This is a genomic window from Dyella flagellata, from assembly GCF_030160275.1.
Taxonomy (GTDB): Bacteria; Pseudomonadota; Gammaproteobacteria; order Xanthomonadales; family Rhodanobacteraceae; genus Dyella_B; species Dyella_B flagellata.
Map to the genome: position 1 here is coordinate 91,598 of NZ_BSOA01000036.1, position 16,780 is coordinate 108,377.

The window sequence follows — 16,780 nt, forward strand, 5'->3', positions numbered from 1 at the left end:
CCATGTTCAATGCATTGCGTCGCCTTTCGCTCGTTGCCCTTGTGCTGCTGCTGCCCGTCGCCGCTGCGCATGCCGGGGACGATACGCCCGAGCAGCGCGCCCAGAATGCGGTGCGTGTGCTCAACGAGATCGAGCAGGCGCCGGACAAGTCCATCCCCACCGATCTGCTGCGCGATGCGCGGGCGATCGCCGTGATTCCCGATGTGCTGAAGGTCGGTTTCGTGTTCGGCGGCCGCCGTGGCGAGGGCCTGGTTTCGGTCAAGAATCCGGACGGCACCTGGTCCAACCCCAGCTTCATCTCCTTCGGGGGCGGTAGCGTGGGCTTCCAGATTGGCGTGTCCAAGACGGATGTGATCCTGGTGTTCCGCACGCAGCGCGGCGTGGATTCGATCGTCAACGGCAAGTTCACGGTGGGGGCTGACGCCTCGGCCGCCGCCGGCCCGGTGGGCCGCACGGCCTCGGCCGCGACTGACCAGCAGCTGAAAGCGGAGATTTATTCCTATTCCCGCGCCCGCGGCCTGTTTGCCGGCGTGGCGCTGGACGGCTCGGTGATCAAGATCGACTACGACGCCAACCAGCAGGTTTACGGCAAGGGCATTACGCCGCGGCGCATCTTCGAGGGCGGGGTGAGCAATGTCCCGGCGGCGGTCGTGCGCTTCCGCGACTCCCTGGAGGAGTACACTGCACGCTGAGGTCGCGCAGGGCGCGCCTTTCACTTGACGGAACGCCGGTGCGCCCGCACTTCCGCAGGCGCCATGGCAGGACTCCGCAACGAGGTTATTCATGGGTTTTGACAGCATTTGGCACTGGGCGATCCTGCTCGTCATCATTCTTGTGGTGTTCGGCACCGGCAAGTTGACCAAGATCGGCCCGGATCTGGGCAATGCCGTGCGCGGCTTCAAGAAGGCCATGCAAGGCGACGAGGACGAAGCAAAACGCAAGGCTCAGGAGAAGCTGCACGCCGATCCGGAACCCGGCGCCAGCAGCTCTGCTGGCCAGCAGCAGCGCGATTCCAGCGAAACGAAATAAGCGCATAGGAAAGCCATATGATCGAGATCAGCCTCGGCAAGCTGGTGTTGCTGGCGCTGATCGCGCTGATCGTGCTTGGCCCGGAAAAGCTCCCGCATGCCGCGCGCACGGCCGGTGCGCTGGTGCGCCGCTTGCGGCAGGGCTGGGACAGCGTGCGCGCCGAGGTCGAGCGTGAGCTGGAAATCGAGGAACTCAAGCGCACCGCGCGCGAAGCGGCGGCCCGTGCTGAAAGCCTGCAGGCCGATATGACCAAGGCGGCAAGCGAGACGCGCGAACAGGTGACAGGCACAGTTGCGGAGGTGCGCAACACCATCGTCAACGCGAGCCAGGATTCAGCCTCCGCGGAAGCGCCGAAGGAAACTCCCCATGGCAGCTGAGCCTGAACTGGATTTGCAGCAAGGTCTGTTCTCGCACCTGCTTGAGCTGCGCACGCGGCTGATCAGGGCCATTCTTGCACTGGCGGTGGTGCTGGCAGTGCTGGTGCCGTTCGCCAACCGGCTCTACGCCTGGCTCGCCGCGCCATTGGTCTCGCGTCTGCCCGAAGGCGCGCACCTGATCGCCACCGAAGTGGCCAGTCCCTTCATCACCCCGTTGAAGCTTACCTTCTACGCGGCGCTGTTCATCAGCATGCCGGTGATCCTGTATCAGCTGTGGGCGTTCGTGAGTCCAGGCTTGTACAAGCATGAAAAGCGCCTGGCGCGGCCATTGCTGGTGTCGGCGCTGGTGCTGTTCTACATCGGCTGCGCGTTTGCTTATTTCCTGGTATTGCCGGCAGCGTTCCGCTTTCTTACGGCGGTCACGCCGCAGGGCGTGGAGATGATGACGGACATCACGCACTACCTCGACTTCGTCATGTTGATGTTCTTCGCCTTCGGTCTGTGCTTCGAAGTGCCGGTGGCGGTAGTGGTGCTGGCGGCAGTGGGCGTCGTCGACCTGGACAAGCTGCGCAAGGGCCGGCGCTATGCCGTCGTGGGCGCTTTCGCCATCGCCGCAGTGGTCACGCCGCCGGACATTACCTCGATGATCATGCTGGCCATCCCGATGTGCCTGCTCTACGAAATCGGCCTGCTCGCCGTGCGCTGGCTGCTGAAGCCGAATGCGGCCGACGCAGCTTCCCATTCATGATGAAGCCGTCCCAAGCCTCGCGTCTGCCTCAGCCCACGGCCGAAGAGATTGAGCATTCCGAGCGCCTGCTGCAGCACTTGCGCGCAACCATCGCCTCGCACGGGCCGATGCCGTTTTCGCAATACATGGAGCGCTGCCTCTATGCGCCGGGGCTGGGTTATTACAGCGCTGGCAAAACCAAATTCGGCGCGGCCGGTGATTTCGTCACTGCGCCGGAGTTGGGCGAGCTGTTCGCTCGCTGCGTAGTACATGCCGTGCAGCCGGTGCTGGCCATGCTCGGTAGCGAGGCGGATTTCCTTGAGCTCGGCGGCGGTAGCGGCGCCTTTGCTGAAGCTGCGATCCTGGCGTTGGCCGAGAACGGCGTATTGCCGCGCCGCTATCTGATTCTCGAGCCCAGCGCCGATCTACGCGAGCGACAACGCGAGCGTCTCAGGGCGGCGCTGCCGGCGGATATCATGACGCGCCTGGCCTGGATTGACCGTCCACCCGAGCAGAGCTGGCGCGGCATCCTGTTCGCCAACGAAGTGATCGATGCCTTGCCGGCCACACGCTTCGTGCTCCGCCGTGGCGAAGTTTACGAAGAGTACGTCGCAATCGATGGCGAGGCGCGCCTTATGCGCGTGGATCGCCCGGCCGACGCCCTGGTTACCGGTGCCGTGCGGCACGTCGAACGCGATCTTGGCGGAAACTTCCAAGACGGCTACCGTTCGGAAATCCTCCCGCAGTTGCCGTACTGGATGCAGGCCATTGCCGGTTCGCTTGATGCCGGCCTGATGCTGTTCATTGATTACGGTTACGTGCGGCGGGAGTTTTATCTACCGGAACGGCGGGACGGCACGCTGATGGCACATTATCGCCATCGTGCGCACAACGATCCGCTTTACCTGCCGGGACTCAACGACCTCACCGCCTCCGTCGACTTCACCGCCCTGGCCGAAGCCGGCAACAGCGCCGGCTTCGGCGTGGCGGCGTATCTGCCGCAAGCCCACTTCCTGATTGCTGCCGGCTTGCAGGAAGTTTTCGAACATGCCTACGAGCAAGCCACGGACGATGCTGCACGCCACCGTCTCGCCCAGCAGGTGAAGAAACTCACCTTGCCGGATCAGATGGGGGAGCGGTTTCAGGCAATGCTGCTGGCGCGTGGGCTGCCGGCGCTGCCGTTGCCTGCGGAGCTGCTTGCGGCCGATCAGGGCGGCCGTCTTTAGGCGGCGCCACTTCGCCGGGCGCGAATCGACCTTCCAGCCAATAGAACACGGGACGCCCATCCAGGGTGGTGAAAGTGCGCTCGGTCGTCGCCGGGATGCCTGCTTCCCATAGTATCTGTGCATAACGGTCCCGATCGGCAGGATGCCAATAAGTCAGGCGAAGGTCCTCGTAGCCAAGACGTCTCAGGTCGCTGAGCGTTTCGGGCGCAACATCCTCGGTAAAGCGGACCTTGTTCTCAGTGAGCAGGCCAAAAGAGGTAAAAAATCCCCATTCGGGGAAAAGGTACGCGGTGTCCGACGGCGCGTGCCGTGCCTCCAATGCCAACTGCGTCAGCGCATAGGTGCTCATGCCTTCCCCTCCGCTGCGCGCCAGATGTTGATGGAAGGTGTATTGCTGAGACCCATTGCCGAGCAGGCAGCCCGCACCTGCTAGCCCCATGACTGCGCCTCGCATCATCGGGTTCATTCGAAGCTTGATAGGCATGTTTGCCACCAGCGACGGCGGCAGCAAGTACACGAAGGGAACCAGCACGCAGAAGTGATGAGCCCATAATCGCGAACCGAGTAGCGACGCGGCGACTATATAGGACAGTGGAAGCAAGCCGATCAGTGCCCACGACGGGATTTTGCGACGACGCAGCGAATAAACCAGGGACCAGGCCACCAGGATCAGCGTGCAAGCCGCGAAGACATAGAACTTGGTTTCGCCCCACCAGGAGGGCAGCGAGTACCCGAAAATCATCGCGTCGTTGCCACTATTGGTGATGGCAAGTCGAGCCATCTGCCAGGCGTAGAGAAGATTACTTCCGCTCGTCCCGCTGCCCTGCAGCGGATGCAGCATGTCCAGCATGCGGCGAATGAACGCGACTGTTGGACTGACGCCATGCAGCTTGATCACCAGCGATAGATAGCCAAGTGCATAGGGAGCGAATCCTGCCACCAATCCACAACCCCATCGAATGAGCTGGCGACGATCGGATTGCGGCCTGAATGCGACCAGGGCCAGCATGCCGGGCACAAAGAACAGCAGAACGAAGTAACCATAGGCTGCCAGCCCCGCAAAGAAGCCGGACCAAAACAACCTGTGCATTGGCACGCGTTCATCCGGATTGGATTGCAGGGCAAGCATCAGCGAAACGAACAGCCAAGTCGCGCCGCCCATGACTATATAGAATTGGGTGCGGAACGATGCCGTAAAGGCGATCTCGCTAGCCAGTCCGAGCGCCCCCAGCATCGCAAGCGTGGTAGACCTGGTCAATCTTTGCGCGACAATGAAAAAAGCCACCAGCAGCACGGCACCGAACGACGCCTGCGCAATGCGCAGCGGAGCAACGTCGCAGCCGAAAATGGCGAAGATCGGCAGGTCCACATACAGATTCTGCACGCCGTGATAGAGGCTACCCAAAATGGGAAAGATCTTGGACGGTAGCGTGGCCGAGGGGTTGTGCAGATGCGTCGGATGCAGCTTTTGCGCCGCGACGAAGTCCGGGTTCACTGCATCGAAATACAGGCCGGGAAGGTGGATGTGGAAGATGATGGCAGACGTGAAGACGAGGACAGGGATAACCCATCCATAGCGATGCACCAGATTGGCCCGATCGAATGTCATGTTGATTCCATCTGTGGATCACCATTTAGCCTCATTCCGCTCGACGGTGTGCCTTGAACAGGATTTTGCGCCGTATACAGATTACTTTCCGCCGCGATGAGCAAGGCATAAGCGTAGATCGCCCGAGTCCACCCCGGGTTCGTGATCGAGGTTTGAGAGAATAGGCCGGCAATCCCCGATGGAAAGGTCGGGAGTCAGGCTATGCAGCAGGTCCAAATCGTCCTTGTCGTCCTGGCGCAGCACGATATAGAGCGGTCCTTTTCGCTGCTCCAGTCGTTGTTGAATCGTGTTCCAGAGCCGATGCCTATCTGACACCTGCACAAACCAGTTCAGGCCGATAAAGTCGATCTGCTGGGAGTGGGGAAAGAAAGGAATGAGGTAGGCCGAAGGGATGCCGCCAAGTAACACCAGGCTGCCCGGCGGTACGTCATTCGTAGTGATGGCGAAGACCTGCTTTCCAAATCGGATTCGCCCCCAGCCGGGGTAGTGAGTGGTTGCCGCAATAAGAACAAGCAACACGCCCATGCTCAGGCCTATGATTTTCTGCTGCGTCTGGTCGTCTCGCGGAATAAAAATCCATGCTTGCACCGCCATCAACATTACGATGCCGGTCAGTGCCTCGATGGCAACGGCATATCGCAAAATGGAAAACAGCACAAGCCAGAACAGATAGGAGAGGCTGAGGAAGACACCGAAAAGCCGAATGACCGGATGAGTTACTGTTCTTGCGGCACTTAGTTTTCGCCGAGACCCTAACAAGGCGAAAACCGCAATAAGCGCCAAAGACAGCATCGTGAGCGCATAGCGGGGGTCGGCAAACGGCGGTTCGGTGACGAGACTTGCACGCTTATGCAGCCAGTAGAACGGATAAAATACCCATTGCATGGCATCGCGTGGCAAGAAGCGCGCATCGACCGTACTCATGGGCGGTATCAGGTCGGATCGGAATATCTGATTGAATAGCGGAAACACAGGGTTGCCGCTTAGGCGGTAGAGGTGCCAGCCCCACCACCCATAGCTCAATAAAAACGCCAAGGCAGCGCCCACCGTGAATGCGGCGCCCCATTTCAGGCGGCGGCCCATCGTTGCAGGCGCCAAGAGCACCGCCAAGCCTAGCGCCGGCAGGTAGACAATGGCGGTAGGTTTCAAGCCGGCGGCCAAGCCGCAACTGAGTCCGGCGAGCCACACTGCCAGCAGAGGCCTTTGCACAGCGCCATGAAACAACGGCATTAGCAGGTAAAGGCCGAGCAACACAAAAAACGCAAGCGCGATCTCATTGGACGTGCCGCCGGTCTGCGATACGGCCATGGTTCCGCTGACGCCGATCAGCACGGCAATCAGATCTCCCCAGTGCGGCTTGCGGCCCTGGTACTCGGCCAGACGAAAAGCAATTCGCAGCACTACATAACAAAGCGCTCCGAACCATAGTCCCTGCACGGCGGCCAGCAGTCTTGGCCACTGTTCGAGTGGTCCGGTCGAGAGCAGGTAATAGGGCAAGTCCAGCAGCGGATTGAAATAGCTCTGCATACTGGCGGGCACGAGATCGCGTGCATAACGATCGTTGAGCAGGGCCCAGGCGTTATACAGGTGATAGTTCTTCAAATCCCAGGAGGCATCCTGCTTCAGCTTGATGGAAAGCAGCGCGCCGACGGTCAAGCAGATACCCAGCCAGGGTTGCTTATCCAGGCTCCATTTGGATGTAGGGGAGAGATTCATCTCAGTCGGTTTCATCCATGGGGTGTGGCGATTGATAGGCGAGATACACCAGATGCTTCAGTTCTCGCCGTCCGAGCGTAACGGTGTCCAGCACCAGTCCGCAGACGAGGAAAATGGCTGCTAGCACCATTAATCCGCTGCATAGGACCGCCGTCGGAAAGCGCGGCACCAAACCGGTATGCAAATACGTAATCAGTAGCGGCAAAGCCAGCAAAACTGCTATCAACATGGACAGGGTTGCTGCGATGCCAAAGAACAGCAGGGGTTTCCCGTTCTTGGTGAGTTTCAAGATGGTAGCCAGAATCCGCCACCCGTCGCGCCAAGTACTCAATTTACTGTGCGATCCATCCATGCGGCTTGCATATTGGGTCGGATGCTCCGCCACAGGCATGTGTTGTTCCAACGCATGGACGGTCAACTCCGTTTCGACTTCGAAACCGCCTGCACGGGCGGGGTATGACTTTACGAAACGCCGGGATAAGACGCGGTAGCCCGAAAGCATGTCGGTAAAGGTTCTGCCGAAGATATATCCCGTCAAGCTGGTCAGTAGCCAGTTGCCGAAGCGGTGCCCCCGGCGATAGGCCTCAAGCTCTGTACTGACGCGCGTGCCGACGACCATATCCAGGCTTTCTTCGAGGAGCTTCTGCACCATGATGGGGGCGGCCGACGGATCGTACGTGGCATCGCCATCTACGAGGACGTAGGCATCGGCTTCTATATCGGCAAACATGCGGCGAACGACATGACCCTTGCCTTGAAGCTCCTGCTTGCGAACGATGGCCCCGGCTGACTTTGCCAGTTCGATCGTGTTGTCCGTAGAGTTGTTGTCATAGACATGGATCGTTGCCGTGGGCAGGGCAGCTTTGAATTCGGCAACGACCCTGGTAATAGAAACAGCCTCGTTGAAGCACGGGACCAGCACAGCTATACGTGTCATTTGTTCAATCCCAAATCCTGGGGTATCAATATGGTCAGCAGGTCCTGAAAATGCGCGAGCGGGGCGCAGGCGCGTATTTTCGCACGGCCATGTATTGAAGAGGGGCCGCCAACAGCGAAACCTCAGTCAGGGCGACATTGCGCAATGGCTTGCACCCGAGCCTGTTCCATGGCGGCCCCGATGGCAGGCCCTTGCAGACCTTGTGCGACGAACGGGGTTGAAGTGATAGCGGCAGCAGCGTCGCGTGCACGACGAAGGTACGCTGCCTGCGGGTAGTCGTCTTGTTCGTGACCCAGGCGGCCGCGTTTGTCGGCCAGGCATGCAGTGAGAAAGGTCTGTAGCCGTTCGGGGCGGCGCAAGGCGTCCAGCGCCGTCAGCAGCTTCAACACCGTCGCGGGCTTCAGTTCGAATGCGCGGTGTGCGTTGAGGTGCTCGCGGCAGACCAGTTCGGCCAGTTCAGCGTACTCGGTAGGCACCTTCAGGCGTGCCGCGAGCCCTTGCAGAGGCGGGATGCCGCGGTGTTCATGGCCGACATGGCGCGGCAGTTCTTCCCTCGGGGTCAGAGCTTTGCCGAGGTCGTGAGTGAGCGCGCAGAAGCCGATGAGGTCGTTGCCGGGGGCCAGCCTGGCGGCAGCGTCCAGCACCATTTCCAGATGGATGCCGGTGTCGACCTCGGGATGGAATTCGGCGCGTTGTGGAACGCCGTACAAGGCATCGATTTCCGGGAATAGTACGGACAGTGCGCCGGACTCGCGCAATACACGCAGAAAGGCCGAGGGCTGGGTTTCACCCAGTGCCTTGCGTGTTTCCGCCCACACGCGTTCGGACACGAGATGATCGACCTCGCCATCGCGCACCATCTGTTGCAGCAAGGCCATGGTTTCGTCGGCAACCGTGAATCCAAGTGGAGCGAAGCGCGCGGCGAAGCGGGCCACGCGCAGCAGGCGTACCGGATCCTCAACGAAGGCCAGCGAGACATGCCGCAGCACGCGCCGTTCGATATCGCCTGCACCGTTGTAGGGGTCGACCAGCCGCCCCTCCTCGTCCTGCGCAATAGCGTTGATGGTAAGGTCGCGCCGCGCGAGGTCCTGCTCCAGCGTCACGCCGGGATCGGCATGGAAAGCGAAGCCGTGGTAGCCGCGTCCGGTCTTGCGCTCGGTGCGGGCGAGAGCATATTCCTCATTGGTTTGCGGATGCAGGAAAACCGGAAAGTCCTTGCCGACCGGCTTGTAGCCAAGCGCTAGCATGTCATCTGGCCGCGCACCGACTACCACGTGATCGTGGTCAATCACGGAACGTCCCAGCAGTTTGTCGCGGACCGCGCCGCCGACCAGGTAAGTGCGCATGCCCTATTGTGCCATGGTCGCCTTTACACTCCGCGATGGCGGAAGGTCTGGCGTGACACGTCCAGGCGCTGCTGCCGAGGCATGCCCAGGATGATGCGCGGGAGCCACGCTGTGAACGGTTGCGGCACGATGCCGAGCGCGGCGTAGCCATCCCTGCTGCCGACGGAATCGGTGCCCAGTGAGAGGAAGTTGTCGAGCGAGAAAGGTTTGCCCGGAAGCATGCCCGCGAACCGCGCCTGCCATCGGCCCAAGCTGTCGGGCAGCGGCATGATGGAGGTGTGCAAGCCTGCGGCGTCGCGAATGGCGCGTACTATTTCGACGAGAGTAAGTATCTCCGGGCCGTACAACTCGAAGCTACGGCGCGTAGCGCGTTTGTCGTCGGCTACACAACGTGCGATGGCTTCGGCAACGTCGCCCACATAAGTGGGAGCCATACGCGAGGTGGCACGCGCCAGCGGAAGCACGGGCATCTTGCGCAGCAGCTTGGCGAAGCGTGTAACCAGGCCGTCGCCGGGCCCGAAGATCACGCTTGGTTCGTAGACCGTCCAATTCAGCGACGATACCTTGACCAATGCCTCCGCTTCACCACGTGTTTGCAGGTATTGCGACTGGCCTTGGCCGGCTTTCAGTGAACTCATCTGGTGCAGCCGTTGTACGCCGGTGACCTTGCAGATCTCGATCAGGCGTCGTGCCATCTCCACATGCGCGCGTTGAAAGGTATGGCAGCCGCTGTTGTTGAGGATGCCGATGAGGTTGATCACGCTATCGGCACCGTCGCAATGGCGGCGCAATACGGCATCGTCGTACACATCCGCGCTGCGGATGGCGATGCCGGGCAGCACGGCCAGCGAACGATGCTGCTCCCGGTTGCGCGAGAGCAGGATGACGCGATGCCCATCGGCGGCAAGGCGAGGTACCAGATAGCTTCCAACGAATCCGGTTCCACCGAGGATGACGATGCGTTGCGGGGTCATGACGAAGTCCCCCTGGGAGGGAAGCAGCCCGGCACGAATTTTACTCTACTGGCGGCGCAATCCAGGCGAAGCGGACATGCTCAGCGCGACTTGCCCCTGGCGGGTGCGGCAATTGCCGAGCTGGTAGCCGCCGCCGGTGCCGCAGCTGACGAAGTCGCCGTCGCTACTGCGGGTGCCGGACAAGTCAAACGCTTGCGCTCATCCGGCGGATCCAGCCGGCCATTGGGCTGCCCGATCGGCAGCATGCGGGTGGAGATCGGGGCGGCCTTGCCATGCAGGCGCCAGTCGTAAATCACGCTGTAGTACATCACGCGCGCCACGTATTCACGGGTTTCCTTGTAGGGAATGGTAGCGACGAACAGGTCGGGCGGCAGCATGCCGCGGGCCGTGACCCATTGGCTCACACGTGCCGCGCCGGCGTTGTACGCGGCGCTCGCCAGCCACAGCGAGCCGTTGAAGCGTTGAACCATCTGCGCCAGGTAACGAGTACCCAGCTCGATGTTGGTCGCAGGGTAGTACAGGCTATCGCCGCCGTTCCATGGCAGACCGTTGCGGCGTGCCACACCAGCGGCGGCGCTGGGCAGCAATTGCATCAATCCGCGCGCGTCGGCAGCGGACTGCGCATCGCTCATCCAGGCGCTTTCCACGCGCAGGATGCCGTAGGCCCAGGATGGATCGATGCCAGCTTGCTCGGCCTGTGGCACCAGGCCATCCTGGCTGGCGAGCGGAAAGCGCAGCGGGTAGTAGCTCAGCGCGTCGCCTTTGTTGAACGCGAACACCGCGCGGTCGTACCAGCCGCGCTCATTGGCGAGGATGACCGCCTGGCGGATTGTCGGGGCATCGGCATTGGCCAATGCCAGGCTCCACTCGCGGCGTGCCTGCTTGGGCATGCCGACCGCGAACAGTTCGAAGGCGCGGCGGATGCCGGGGATCGCCAGCACGGCCTGCTGGGCCCCCGCATCGGTAGCGGGCTGTGTGCTGCACAGCGCATACGAGGCATTCTGATGGTCGGCGGCCAGGAAGCCGAAGTAGCTGGACTGGTCGGCGACGCTGGCGTACACGCGCTGTGCTTCTTCCGTACGGCCCAGTTCATCCAAGGCCCGTGCACGGAAGTACTGCCACTCATCGTCCTGTTGCTGGGCGGACGGCATGGCGGCAATTGCATCCAGCACGGCTTGCCAGTCTTTTGCCACCAGCGCCATACGCACGCGCCATTCTCGGCTGGTCGGCGTTTGCGCGGAGGGCGGCAGCGCAATCAGGCGCGCTAGCGCATCGCTGTCGAAATCGGCGGCGTGGAATACGGCGAGGGCATTCAACACTCGATCGCGCTGCGCGGGAGTGAAATGGAAGCGGCCCTGCAACTGCTGCCAGGTACTGTCGGCCTGGTCGGATTGGCGTCGCGCCAGGCGCAGCAGCGCCAGGGTGATGGCTGCGCGGGAGCGCGTGTTGTCGGGCCACTGTTTCGCGGCCAGCAGGGCCGCTGCGGGGTCGTTGAGCGCCAGCACCAGGTTCTGCGCCGTCCTGGCCTCATCCGGCGGCAACCATTTCGACGAACCGGAGATCGTGCCGGCCTTACCCGCCTCCAAGGCTACGTCGATGCGTGACCAGACGCGTGCGGGGGGCAGCAAGCCCTGGTCGAAGGCGGCCTGCAGTACCGGATCGCAGGCCGAAGGCAGCGCGGGCTCAGCCCATAGCGCGGCCAGATCGCGATTGAAATCCAGCTTGGCGCCACCGGCGAGCTGCGCCTGCAGGGCGTCGCAGCTCAGTGCGTCGCCCAAGCCTGGCTGATACATCGCGACGAAATCGGTCCAGTCCTGGCGGCGCGCCAGTTCCTGCAGGAAATCGCGCTTGAGGTCGCTGGCCGGAATCAGGTCGGGGGCCTGCCGCAGGTAGGCTTCCACGCTGGGACGGTCCACCTGTTGCAGGTCGTGCTCCAGCGACGCCGCTTGCAGATAGGGATATAGCGGATAGTCCATGAGCCCCTTGGCCAACGCACGCCAGCCGTCGCCGCCCTGGCTGGCGGCGGCATAGGCCTGTTTGAACGCGGCGCGTTGCGCTTCCAATGAGGTGCTATGCGTTTGTGCGACGGCTGTACCGGTCAGCATCCCGCCGGCCAGAACAGTCAACAGGTAGCGGCCGATGCGCGATACGGCTGGCGGGGCCATGAGGATTCCACTCCTTCGGAAGAACGCAACAGAGTGTAAAGGGATGGATTTTTGCGGGTATGAACGGTGCTTCATCTGTCGAACACGCAAGTTCCCTGTCCGCCGTTCCCTGTTCCCCTTTATCCTTCGATGTTCCGTCCCATTACGCGCCCAAAGCCCGCATGCCGCCCAAGCCCAAGAATATCGCCCATTACGGCCTTGCCTGGCTGGCACTGATCCTGGCCACGCTGGCCGGCCTGGCCTGGTGGTGGCAGATCGGCCGTCCGGTCGACTTGCCGGATGCTCCCTCGGCGCGGATCGCCTGCGTGTCCTATGCGCCGTTCCGCAAGCCGGGCGAGACACCCTTTGACACGCATTTCGTGATGACACCCGAACGCATCGACGAAGATCTGCGCGCCCTGTCACAACGCTTCGACTGTGTGCGCACCTATTCGCAGGGCAATGGACTGGCCGCGGTGCCGGCCATTGCCGCGCGTTATCACATGCAGGTGTTGATGGGCATCTGGCTGGGCGGAGTGGAGAAGATCAACGAACGGGAGATCGAGCAGGGCATCGCAACTGCCAAGGCCAATCCCGGCGTGATCCGCGGCATCGTGGTCGGCAACGAAGTGCTGCTGCGCGGCGATCTTTCGCCCAAGCATCTTGCCCAATACATCCGGCGCGTGCGCGCGGCGGTACCCGCGACGATTCCGGTGACCTATGCCGACGTGTGGCAATACTGGTTGCGTTACCCGCAAATGGAGAGCGCTGTGGATTTCGTCACCATCCACATCCTGCCGTATTGGGAAAACGAACCGGTAGCGGCGATCGATGCCGTGCAGCATGTCAAGGAAGTTTACGCACGCGTGCAGCAAACGTTTCCCGGCAAGCAAATCATGATCGGCGAAACCGGCTGGCCTAGCGCCGGGCGCTTGCGCCGGTCGGCCGAACCCAGCTTGGTGGACGAGGCGCTGTATCTGCGCGCCTTTCTGCGTTACGCCGCGCAGGTGCATATGCCCTACAACGTCATCGAAACCTTTGACCAGCCGTGGAAGCGCGCGCTGGAGGGGACGGTAGGCGGCTATTGGGGTATTTTCGATTCCAACGCGAAGCCGAAATTTCCGATGCTCGGCCCGGTGACGGAGGAGCCGCACTGGTGGTGGGGATGGCTGGCAGGGGCGGTGGGCGCCATTGCGTTTGCGTTCATCGGTGGGCGCCACCGTAGCTGGCACGGCATCCGAGGCTGGATCGCGCTGTCGCTGGCCGGTTTTGCTGCGGGTAGTTCCATAGCCTGGCAATTGCGGCAAATGATGTTCGCTTGCGAAGGGTGGTGGGAATGGCTGCTTTCATCGGTGTGCCTGGCCGGCGCGTGGGCGGTTGCGGCGGCGCTGGCGCGACGCTTCGCGGCGCATCTGGCCGACCATCACGATCACACCGAGCCTTCGCCGTGGTGGCGCTATGCCGCGTTGTTCGCTCTGGTGCTGTACGACATCCTGCTCGCCTTCAACGGGCGCTACATGGATTTTCCGATGGGCTTGTTCGCCCTGCCGTGCGTGGCCTATGGCGTGTTTGGCTTGCTGACGCATGAGTATTCCATGCCGTCCGCGGAGCAGCGCTTCATGGCTTGCGTCGGTCCCCTGCTTGCCATCGCCCCGGTCGTGCAGGAGGCGGGCATGAGCAAGGTCGCATGGCTATGGCTGGGCTTGAATCTGGCGATCGCGCTGCCGGTGTGGGTCGCTTGGCGTTGCCATCATGTCGCTCGCCTACAGGCGTACCAGGCGCAGGCTGCCGACTAGCGCGTAGGCTGGGATGCTAATCCCAGCTTTCCACACGGAATCCCGATGCTGGGATTGTCATCCCAGCCTACACGCAGCCAGACGCGCACACATAGTGCGGTGACAGGCACGTAGGACTAGATCAGAGGCTCTCTGGCTTGCAGACGTACCAGGCGCAGGCTGCCGATTAGCAGGGCAATCGCACCAGGGATGTAGCAGTACAGCGTGAGCGCAAAAAGACCAAGCGCGGCTGCCAGGCATGCCAGCCAGGGCTTTCTGCAGAGCAGCGCCGGCGCTGTAGCGATGATCGCGGCGATGCCATAGCCGTAAGTGTTGAAACCGATCACGATCGCCGCGCGTGCACTGCACCACGCGGGCCCTTTGGCGTCGTCGCAAAGATGCGCCAGTTCCGGCGGCTGGATGAAGCCATAGCGCAACCATGCCGCCAGCAGGCCGATCGCCACGAGCAGGAACCAGGGAAGTGCGATGGAAAAAAAACGTCGTGCGGTCATTTATGCGCTTTGGATGGGGCGGAGGGAAGCTGGATTTCAGCGGCGAGCGCCAGATGATCGGAAAAGGCTTGCGGCAGTGTCCACATCTTGTCGATGCGGATGTCCGACGACACCAGGATGTGATCGAGCGCCCGCCTTGGTTTCCAGCTCGGAAAGGTCGGTACGCTCTGTTCCGGCGGCTGCAGGCTGGAGTGGGCGAACAAATGGCGCATTTCGACGCTGCGCGTATCGGTGTTGAGATCGCCCATCAGCACTGCATGCGGGTGATCCTGCAGCACCTCAGCGATAAAGGCCAGCTGTTTCGCACGCGCCTGCGCGCTCAGCGAAAGATGCGCAATCACCACCGCCAGCCCATGTGCTTCGTCGCCAAAGCGCGCCAATAGGGCACCCCGCCCGGGAATGCGGCTGGGCAGTGGATAGTCGACCACTACCTCCGGCTCCAGACGGCAGATCAGGCCGTTGGCGGTGTGCGAAAGCTGGGCGACGGGCCGGTTGGGCTGATGGCTCCAGAACGGCATGCGCGAGGTCTCGGCAAGATAGCGCGTCTGGTTGAGGAAACCCGAACGCAGGCTGCCGGCGTCGGCTTCCTGCAAGCCGATCACATCGAACTGCGGCAACAGTTCTGCCAGGCGATCGAGGTTGTCCAGCTTGCTGCGGGCGGGCAGCACAGCGTTGATGCCGCGCGTGACGTACTGGTGGTAACGCTGCACGCTGGCGCCCGCCAGGATATTGCAGCTCAGCAGGCGCAGCCGTTGATGCTTGCCGGGGGCACGTGTCATGGCAGCCGATGCCGGGTACCTGGGGGAACAGATCGGGGCATCCTAAAGGTTCTCGATGCGGTTATTGTGAAAACCGCCGCCACCGGGCACGTAGGAATAGATCACCGGCTCCTCGGCATCCCGCCGCCGGGATGGTCATCCCAGCCTACCGCTTGGCGTTCAATTCCCGCTGCACCAGCCATTTGGTGAGATCCGACAGCTCCTTGAAACTCTGGACGTTGGCGCTGCGGTACTTGCCGTCGACCACGATGGTGGGCGTGCCATCCACGCCCCAGGTCTGGATCAGCGCCAGATCCTTCTTGATCTGCGCATTCACTTCCGGCGAATTGGCAATCTTCAGGAACTCGGTGCGGTCGGCGCCGTGATGCGCATAGAAATCCGCGATCTCGTCCATCGAATTGATCGGATACTGCTGCTTGAACTTCGCATCGAACAGGGCATCGTGTGTCTGCTCCAGCAGGCCAAGCTTCTTCGACGCATAGTAGGCGCGCGCGAACGGCACCCAGGCGTCGTTGAACGGTGCCGGCACCAGCTTGAATTCCACGCCCTTGGGCAACGACTTGCGCAGTTCATCGGCATACGTGGAGAACTCGGCGCAATGGATGCAGCCATAGGAGAAGACCTCCACGACCTCGACCTTGCCGCTGCTGCTGTCACGCTGATTGGGTGCCGGCAGGGTGACGTACTGGTTGCCGTCGGTATACGGAGCGGCTGCATCGGGAGCTGCCGCGCTGCATGCCGAGGTCAGCAGCAGGCCGCACAGCAGGGTGGCGAGACGGAATCGGGCGCTCTGGAACATGGTTCTTCCTAATGACAAAGCGGGTCAAACATCGGGATTAAACAAGAAGCGCCCGGCGAACCGGGCGCTGCGCCTACCTGGCCTACTTGCCCGCGGTTTCCTTGGCGACCAGCCATTTGGCCAGCTCGATGGTCTGGGCGTAGCCGCCGGCGTCGCTCGGCGTGAATCGGTATTTGCCGTTGACGATGATCGTTGGCGTGCCTTCTACACCATACGCCTTCACCATGTCATCGGCCCGCTTCATCTGCGTGTTGATGCTGAAGGAGTTGGCCACAGCCACGAATTGCTTGGGATCGACGCCGTACTTGCCGTAGAACTTCGCCACGTCATCGATCGTTGGCCATGCCGATTGCGGCTTCGGGCGGCCGGTGGTGAGATCGTCGGAGGCCAGCTCGCCGCTCTTCCACACGGCATCGAACATCGCATCTTGCGTTTTATCGGCCACGCCCAGCGCCTTGGCAGCGTAGTAGGCGCGCTGAAACAGCGGGAAGTTCTCGTCCGGGCGGAACGATACCGGCAGATAGGTCATCACCGCATTCGACGGCAGGCCCTGTTCGAGCTGGTCGACCGTGGTGTGGAAGGCGTTGCAGGCCGGGCAGGCATAGGAGAATGCCTCGGTCACCACGATCTTGTCCGGATTCCCGGTGGGCTGTTGCGGCTCGACGGTGAAGTAGTTCTTGCCTTCCACCCACTTGCCGTTGTCCACGAAGGGTTCGGCCGGCGCGGAGGGTTTGCGCGGTGCTGCCGCCGTGGCAGCCGCAGCCGGCGCGGCTGCGGTGCTAGCGGATGCCGCGGTGGAAGCGGCGGCTGGCGCCTGCGCGGTGCCGGCG

General features: G+C 62.1%; 15 protein-coding genes and 1 pseudogene. 6 read left to right on the forward strand and 10 right to left on the reverse strand.

Annotated features, from left to right (window positions below):
• Positions 1 to 14 precede the first annotated feature (14 nt).
• The 5 genes and pseudogenes from QQJ96_RS15855 to QQJ96_RS15875 form a co-directional block, all read left to right on the forward strand.
• Positions 15 to 689 (forward strand): annotated as a pseudogene (locus tag QQJ96_RS15855) (lipid-binding SYLF domain-containing protein); the annotation flags it as partial.
• 94 nt (positions 690 to 783) lie between these two features.
• A complete protein-coding gene (locus tag QQJ96_RS15860; RefSeq protein ID WP_284332995.1) occupies positions 784 to 1,029 on the forward strand; it encodes a Sec-independent protein translocase subunit TatA in 246 nt (81 codons plus the stop codon).
• Positions 1,030 to 1,046: 17 nt separating this feature from the next.
• On the forward strand, positions 1,047 to 1,406 hold the full coding sequence (gene tatB / locus QQJ96_RS15865) for a Sec-independent protein translocase protein TatB (protein WP_284332996.1): 360 nt from the start codon (positions 1,047 to 1,049) through the stop codon (positions 1,404 to 1,406).
• A complete protein-coding gene (gene tatC, locus QQJ96_RS15870; RefSeq protein ID WP_284332997.1) occupies positions 1,396 to 2,154 on the forward strand; it encodes a twin-arginine translocase subunit TatC in 759 nt (252 codons plus the stop codon). Before tatB ends, tatC begins: the two co-directional genes overlap by 11 nt.
• Positions 2,151 to 3,359 carry a class I SAM-dependent methyltransferase gene (locus tag QQJ96_RS15875; RefSeq protein ID WP_284332998.1) on the forward strand — a complete coding sequence of 403 codons (1,209 nt, stop codon included), beginning with the start codon at positions 2,151 to 2,153 and terminating at the stop codon, positions 3,357 to 3,359. The genes tatC and QQJ96_RS15875 overlap by 4 nt, the downstream gene beginning before the upstream one ends.
• Here QQJ96_RS15875 and QQJ96_RS15880 read toward each other — a convergent pair.
• The 6 genes from QQJ96_RS15880 to QQJ96_RS15905 form a co-directional block, all read right to left on the reverse strand.
• Positions 3,244 to 4,968: a hypothetical protein gene (locus tag QQJ96_RS15880; protein WP_284332999.1), complete on the reverse strand. Its 1,725-nt coding sequence runs from the start codon at positions 4,966 to 4,968 to the stop codon at positions 3,244 to 3,246. The two genes, QQJ96_RS15875 and QQJ96_RS15880, sit on opposite strands and share 116 nt — an antisense overlap.
• A gap of 81 nt (positions 4,969 to 5,049) precedes the next feature.
• Positions 5,050 to 6,684, reverse strand: coding sequence for a hypothetical protein (locus QQJ96_RS15885; RefSeq protein WP_284333000.1), 1,635 nt, complete (start codon positions 6,682 to 6,684; stop codon positions 5,050 to 5,052).
• Between the two features lies 1 nt (position 6,685).
• On the reverse strand, positions 6,686 to 7,621 hold the full coding sequence (locus tag QQJ96_RS15890; protein ID WP_284333001.1) for a glycosyltransferase family 2 protein: 936 nt from the start codon (positions 7,619 to 7,621) through the stop codon (positions 6,686 to 6,688).
• Positions 7,622 to 7,743: 122 nt separating this feature from the next.
• The gene (locus QQJ96_RS15895; RefSeq protein ID WP_284333002.1) at positions 7,744 to 8,967 is read right to left on the reverse strand and encodes a multifunctional CCA addition/repair protein; all 1,224 of its coding nucleotides are present in this window, start codon (positions 8,965 to 8,967) and stop codon (positions 7,744 to 7,746) included.
• A 23-nt stretch (positions 8,968 to 8,990) separates the two neighbouring features.
• Positions 8,991 to 9,941 carry a complex I NDUFA9 subunit family protein gene (locus tag QQJ96_RS15900; RefSeq protein ID WP_284333003.1) on the reverse strand — a complete coding sequence of 317 codons (951 nt, stop codon included), beginning with the start codon at positions 9,939 to 9,941 and terminating at the stop codon, positions 8,991 to 8,993.
• A gap of 80 nt (positions 9,942 to 10,021) precedes the next feature.
• Positions 10,022 to 12,106 (reverse strand): transglycosylase SLT domain-containing protein, encoded by a 2,085-nt coding sequence (locus tag QQJ96_RS15905; protein WP_284333004.1) that lies wholly within the window; start codon positions 12,104 to 12,106, stop codon positions 10,022 to 10,024.
• 161 nt (positions 12,107 to 12,267) lie between these two features.
• Here QQJ96_RS15905 and QQJ96_RS15910 point away from each other — a divergent pair, with 161 nt between their 5' ends.
• Positions 12,268 to 13,881: a glycoside hydrolase family 17 protein gene (locus QQJ96_RS15910; protein WP_284333005.1), complete on the forward strand. Its 1,614-nt coding sequence runs from the start codon at positions 12,268 to 12,270 to the stop codon at positions 13,879 to 13,881.
• Positions 13,882 to 13,997: 116 nt separating this feature from the next.
• Here the strand turns inward: QQJ96_RS15910 and QQJ96_RS15915 are convergent, their stop codons facing one another.
• The 4 genes from QQJ96_RS15915 to QQJ96_RS15930 all read right to left on the reverse strand — a co-directional run.
• Positions 13,998 to 14,372 carry a hypothetical protein gene (locus QQJ96_RS15915; RefSeq protein ID WP_284333006.1) on the reverse strand — a complete coding sequence of 125 codons (375 nt, stop codon included), beginning with the start codon at positions 14,370 to 14,372 and terminating at the stop codon, positions 13,998 to 14,000.
• Positions 14,369 to 15,151, reverse strand: coding sequence for an endonuclease/exonuclease/phosphatase family protein (locus tag QQJ96_RS15920; RefSeq protein WP_284333007.1), 783 nt, complete (start codon positions 15,149 to 15,151; stop codon positions 14,369 to 14,371). Before QQJ96_RS15920 ends, QQJ96_RS15915 begins: the two co-directional genes overlap by 4 nt.
• A gap of 145 nt (positions 15,152 to 15,296) precedes the next feature.
• Positions 15,297 to 15,950 carry a thiol:disulfide interchange protein DsbA/DsbL gene (locus tag QQJ96_RS15925; protein ID WP_284333008.1) on the reverse strand — a complete coding sequence of 218 codons (654 nt, stop codon included), beginning with the start codon at positions 15,948 to 15,950 and terminating at the stop codon, positions 15,297 to 15,299.
• Positions 15,951 to 16,032: 82 nt separating this feature from the next.
• A partial coding sequence (locus tag QQJ96_RS15930) for a thiol:disulfide interchange protein DsbA/DsbL (protein WP_284333009.1) occupies positions 16,033 to 16,780 on the reverse strand: 748 nt, incomplete at its 5' end.

Excerpts from the sequence above, each read along its gene's own strand:
- QQJ96_RS15860 (WP_284332995.1), top strand. The coding sequence starts at position 784 with ATGGGTTTTGACAGCATTTGGCACTGGGCGATCCTGCTCGTCATCATT.
- tatB (WP_284332996.1), top strand. The coding sequence starts at position 1,047 with ATGATCGAGATCAGCCTCGGCAAGCTGGTGTTGCTGGCGCTGATCGCG.
- tatC (WP_284332997.1), top strand. The coding sequence starts at position 1,396 with ATGGCAGCTGAGCCTGAACTGGATTTGCAGCAAGGTCTGTTCTCGCAC.
- QQJ96_RS15875 (WP_284332998.1), top strand. The coding sequence starts at position 2,151 with ATGATGAAGCCGTCCCAAGCCTCGCGTCTGCCTCAGCCCACGGCCGAA.
- QQJ96_RS15880 (WP_284332999.1), bottom strand. The coding sequence starts at position 4,968 with ATGACATTCGATCGGGCCAATCTGGTGCATCGCTATGGATGGGTTATC.
- QQJ96_RS15885 (WP_284333000.1), bottom strand. The coding sequence starts at position 6,684 with ATGAATCTCTCCCCTACATCCAAATGGAGCCTGGATAAGCAACCCTGG.
- QQJ96_RS15890 (WP_284333001.1), bottom strand. The coding sequence starts at position 7,621 with ATGACACGTATAGCTGTGCTGGTCCCGTGCTTCAACGAGGCTGTTTCT.
- QQJ96_RS15895 (WP_284333002.1), bottom strand. The coding sequence starts at position 8,967 with ATGCGCACTTACCTGGTCGGCGGCGCGGTCCGCGACAAACTGCTGGGA.
- QQJ96_RS15900 (WP_284333003.1), bottom strand. The coding sequence starts at position 9,941 with ATGACCCCGCAACGCATCGTCATCCTCGGTGGAACCGGATTCGTTGGA.
- QQJ96_RS15905 (WP_284333004.1), bottom strand. The coding sequence starts at position 12,106 with ATGGCCCCGCCAGCCGTATCGCGCATCGGCCGCTACCTGTTGACTGTT.
- QQJ96_RS15910 (WP_284333005.1), top strand. The coding sequence starts at position 12,268 with ATGCCGCCCAAGCCCAAGAATATCGCCCATTACGGCCTTGCCTGGCTG.
- QQJ96_RS15915 (WP_284333006.1), bottom strand. The coding sequence starts at position 14,372 with ATGACCGCACGACGTTTTTTTTCCATCGCACTTCCCTGGTTCCTGCTC.
- QQJ96_RS15920 (WP_284333007.1), bottom strand. The coding sequence starts at position 15,151 with ATGACACGTGCCCCCGGCAAGCATCAACGGCTGCGCCTGCTGAGCTGC.
- QQJ96_RS15925 (WP_284333008.1), bottom strand. The coding sequence starts at position 15,950 with ATGTTCCAGAGCGCCCGATTCCGTCTCGCCACCCTGCTGTGCGGCCTG.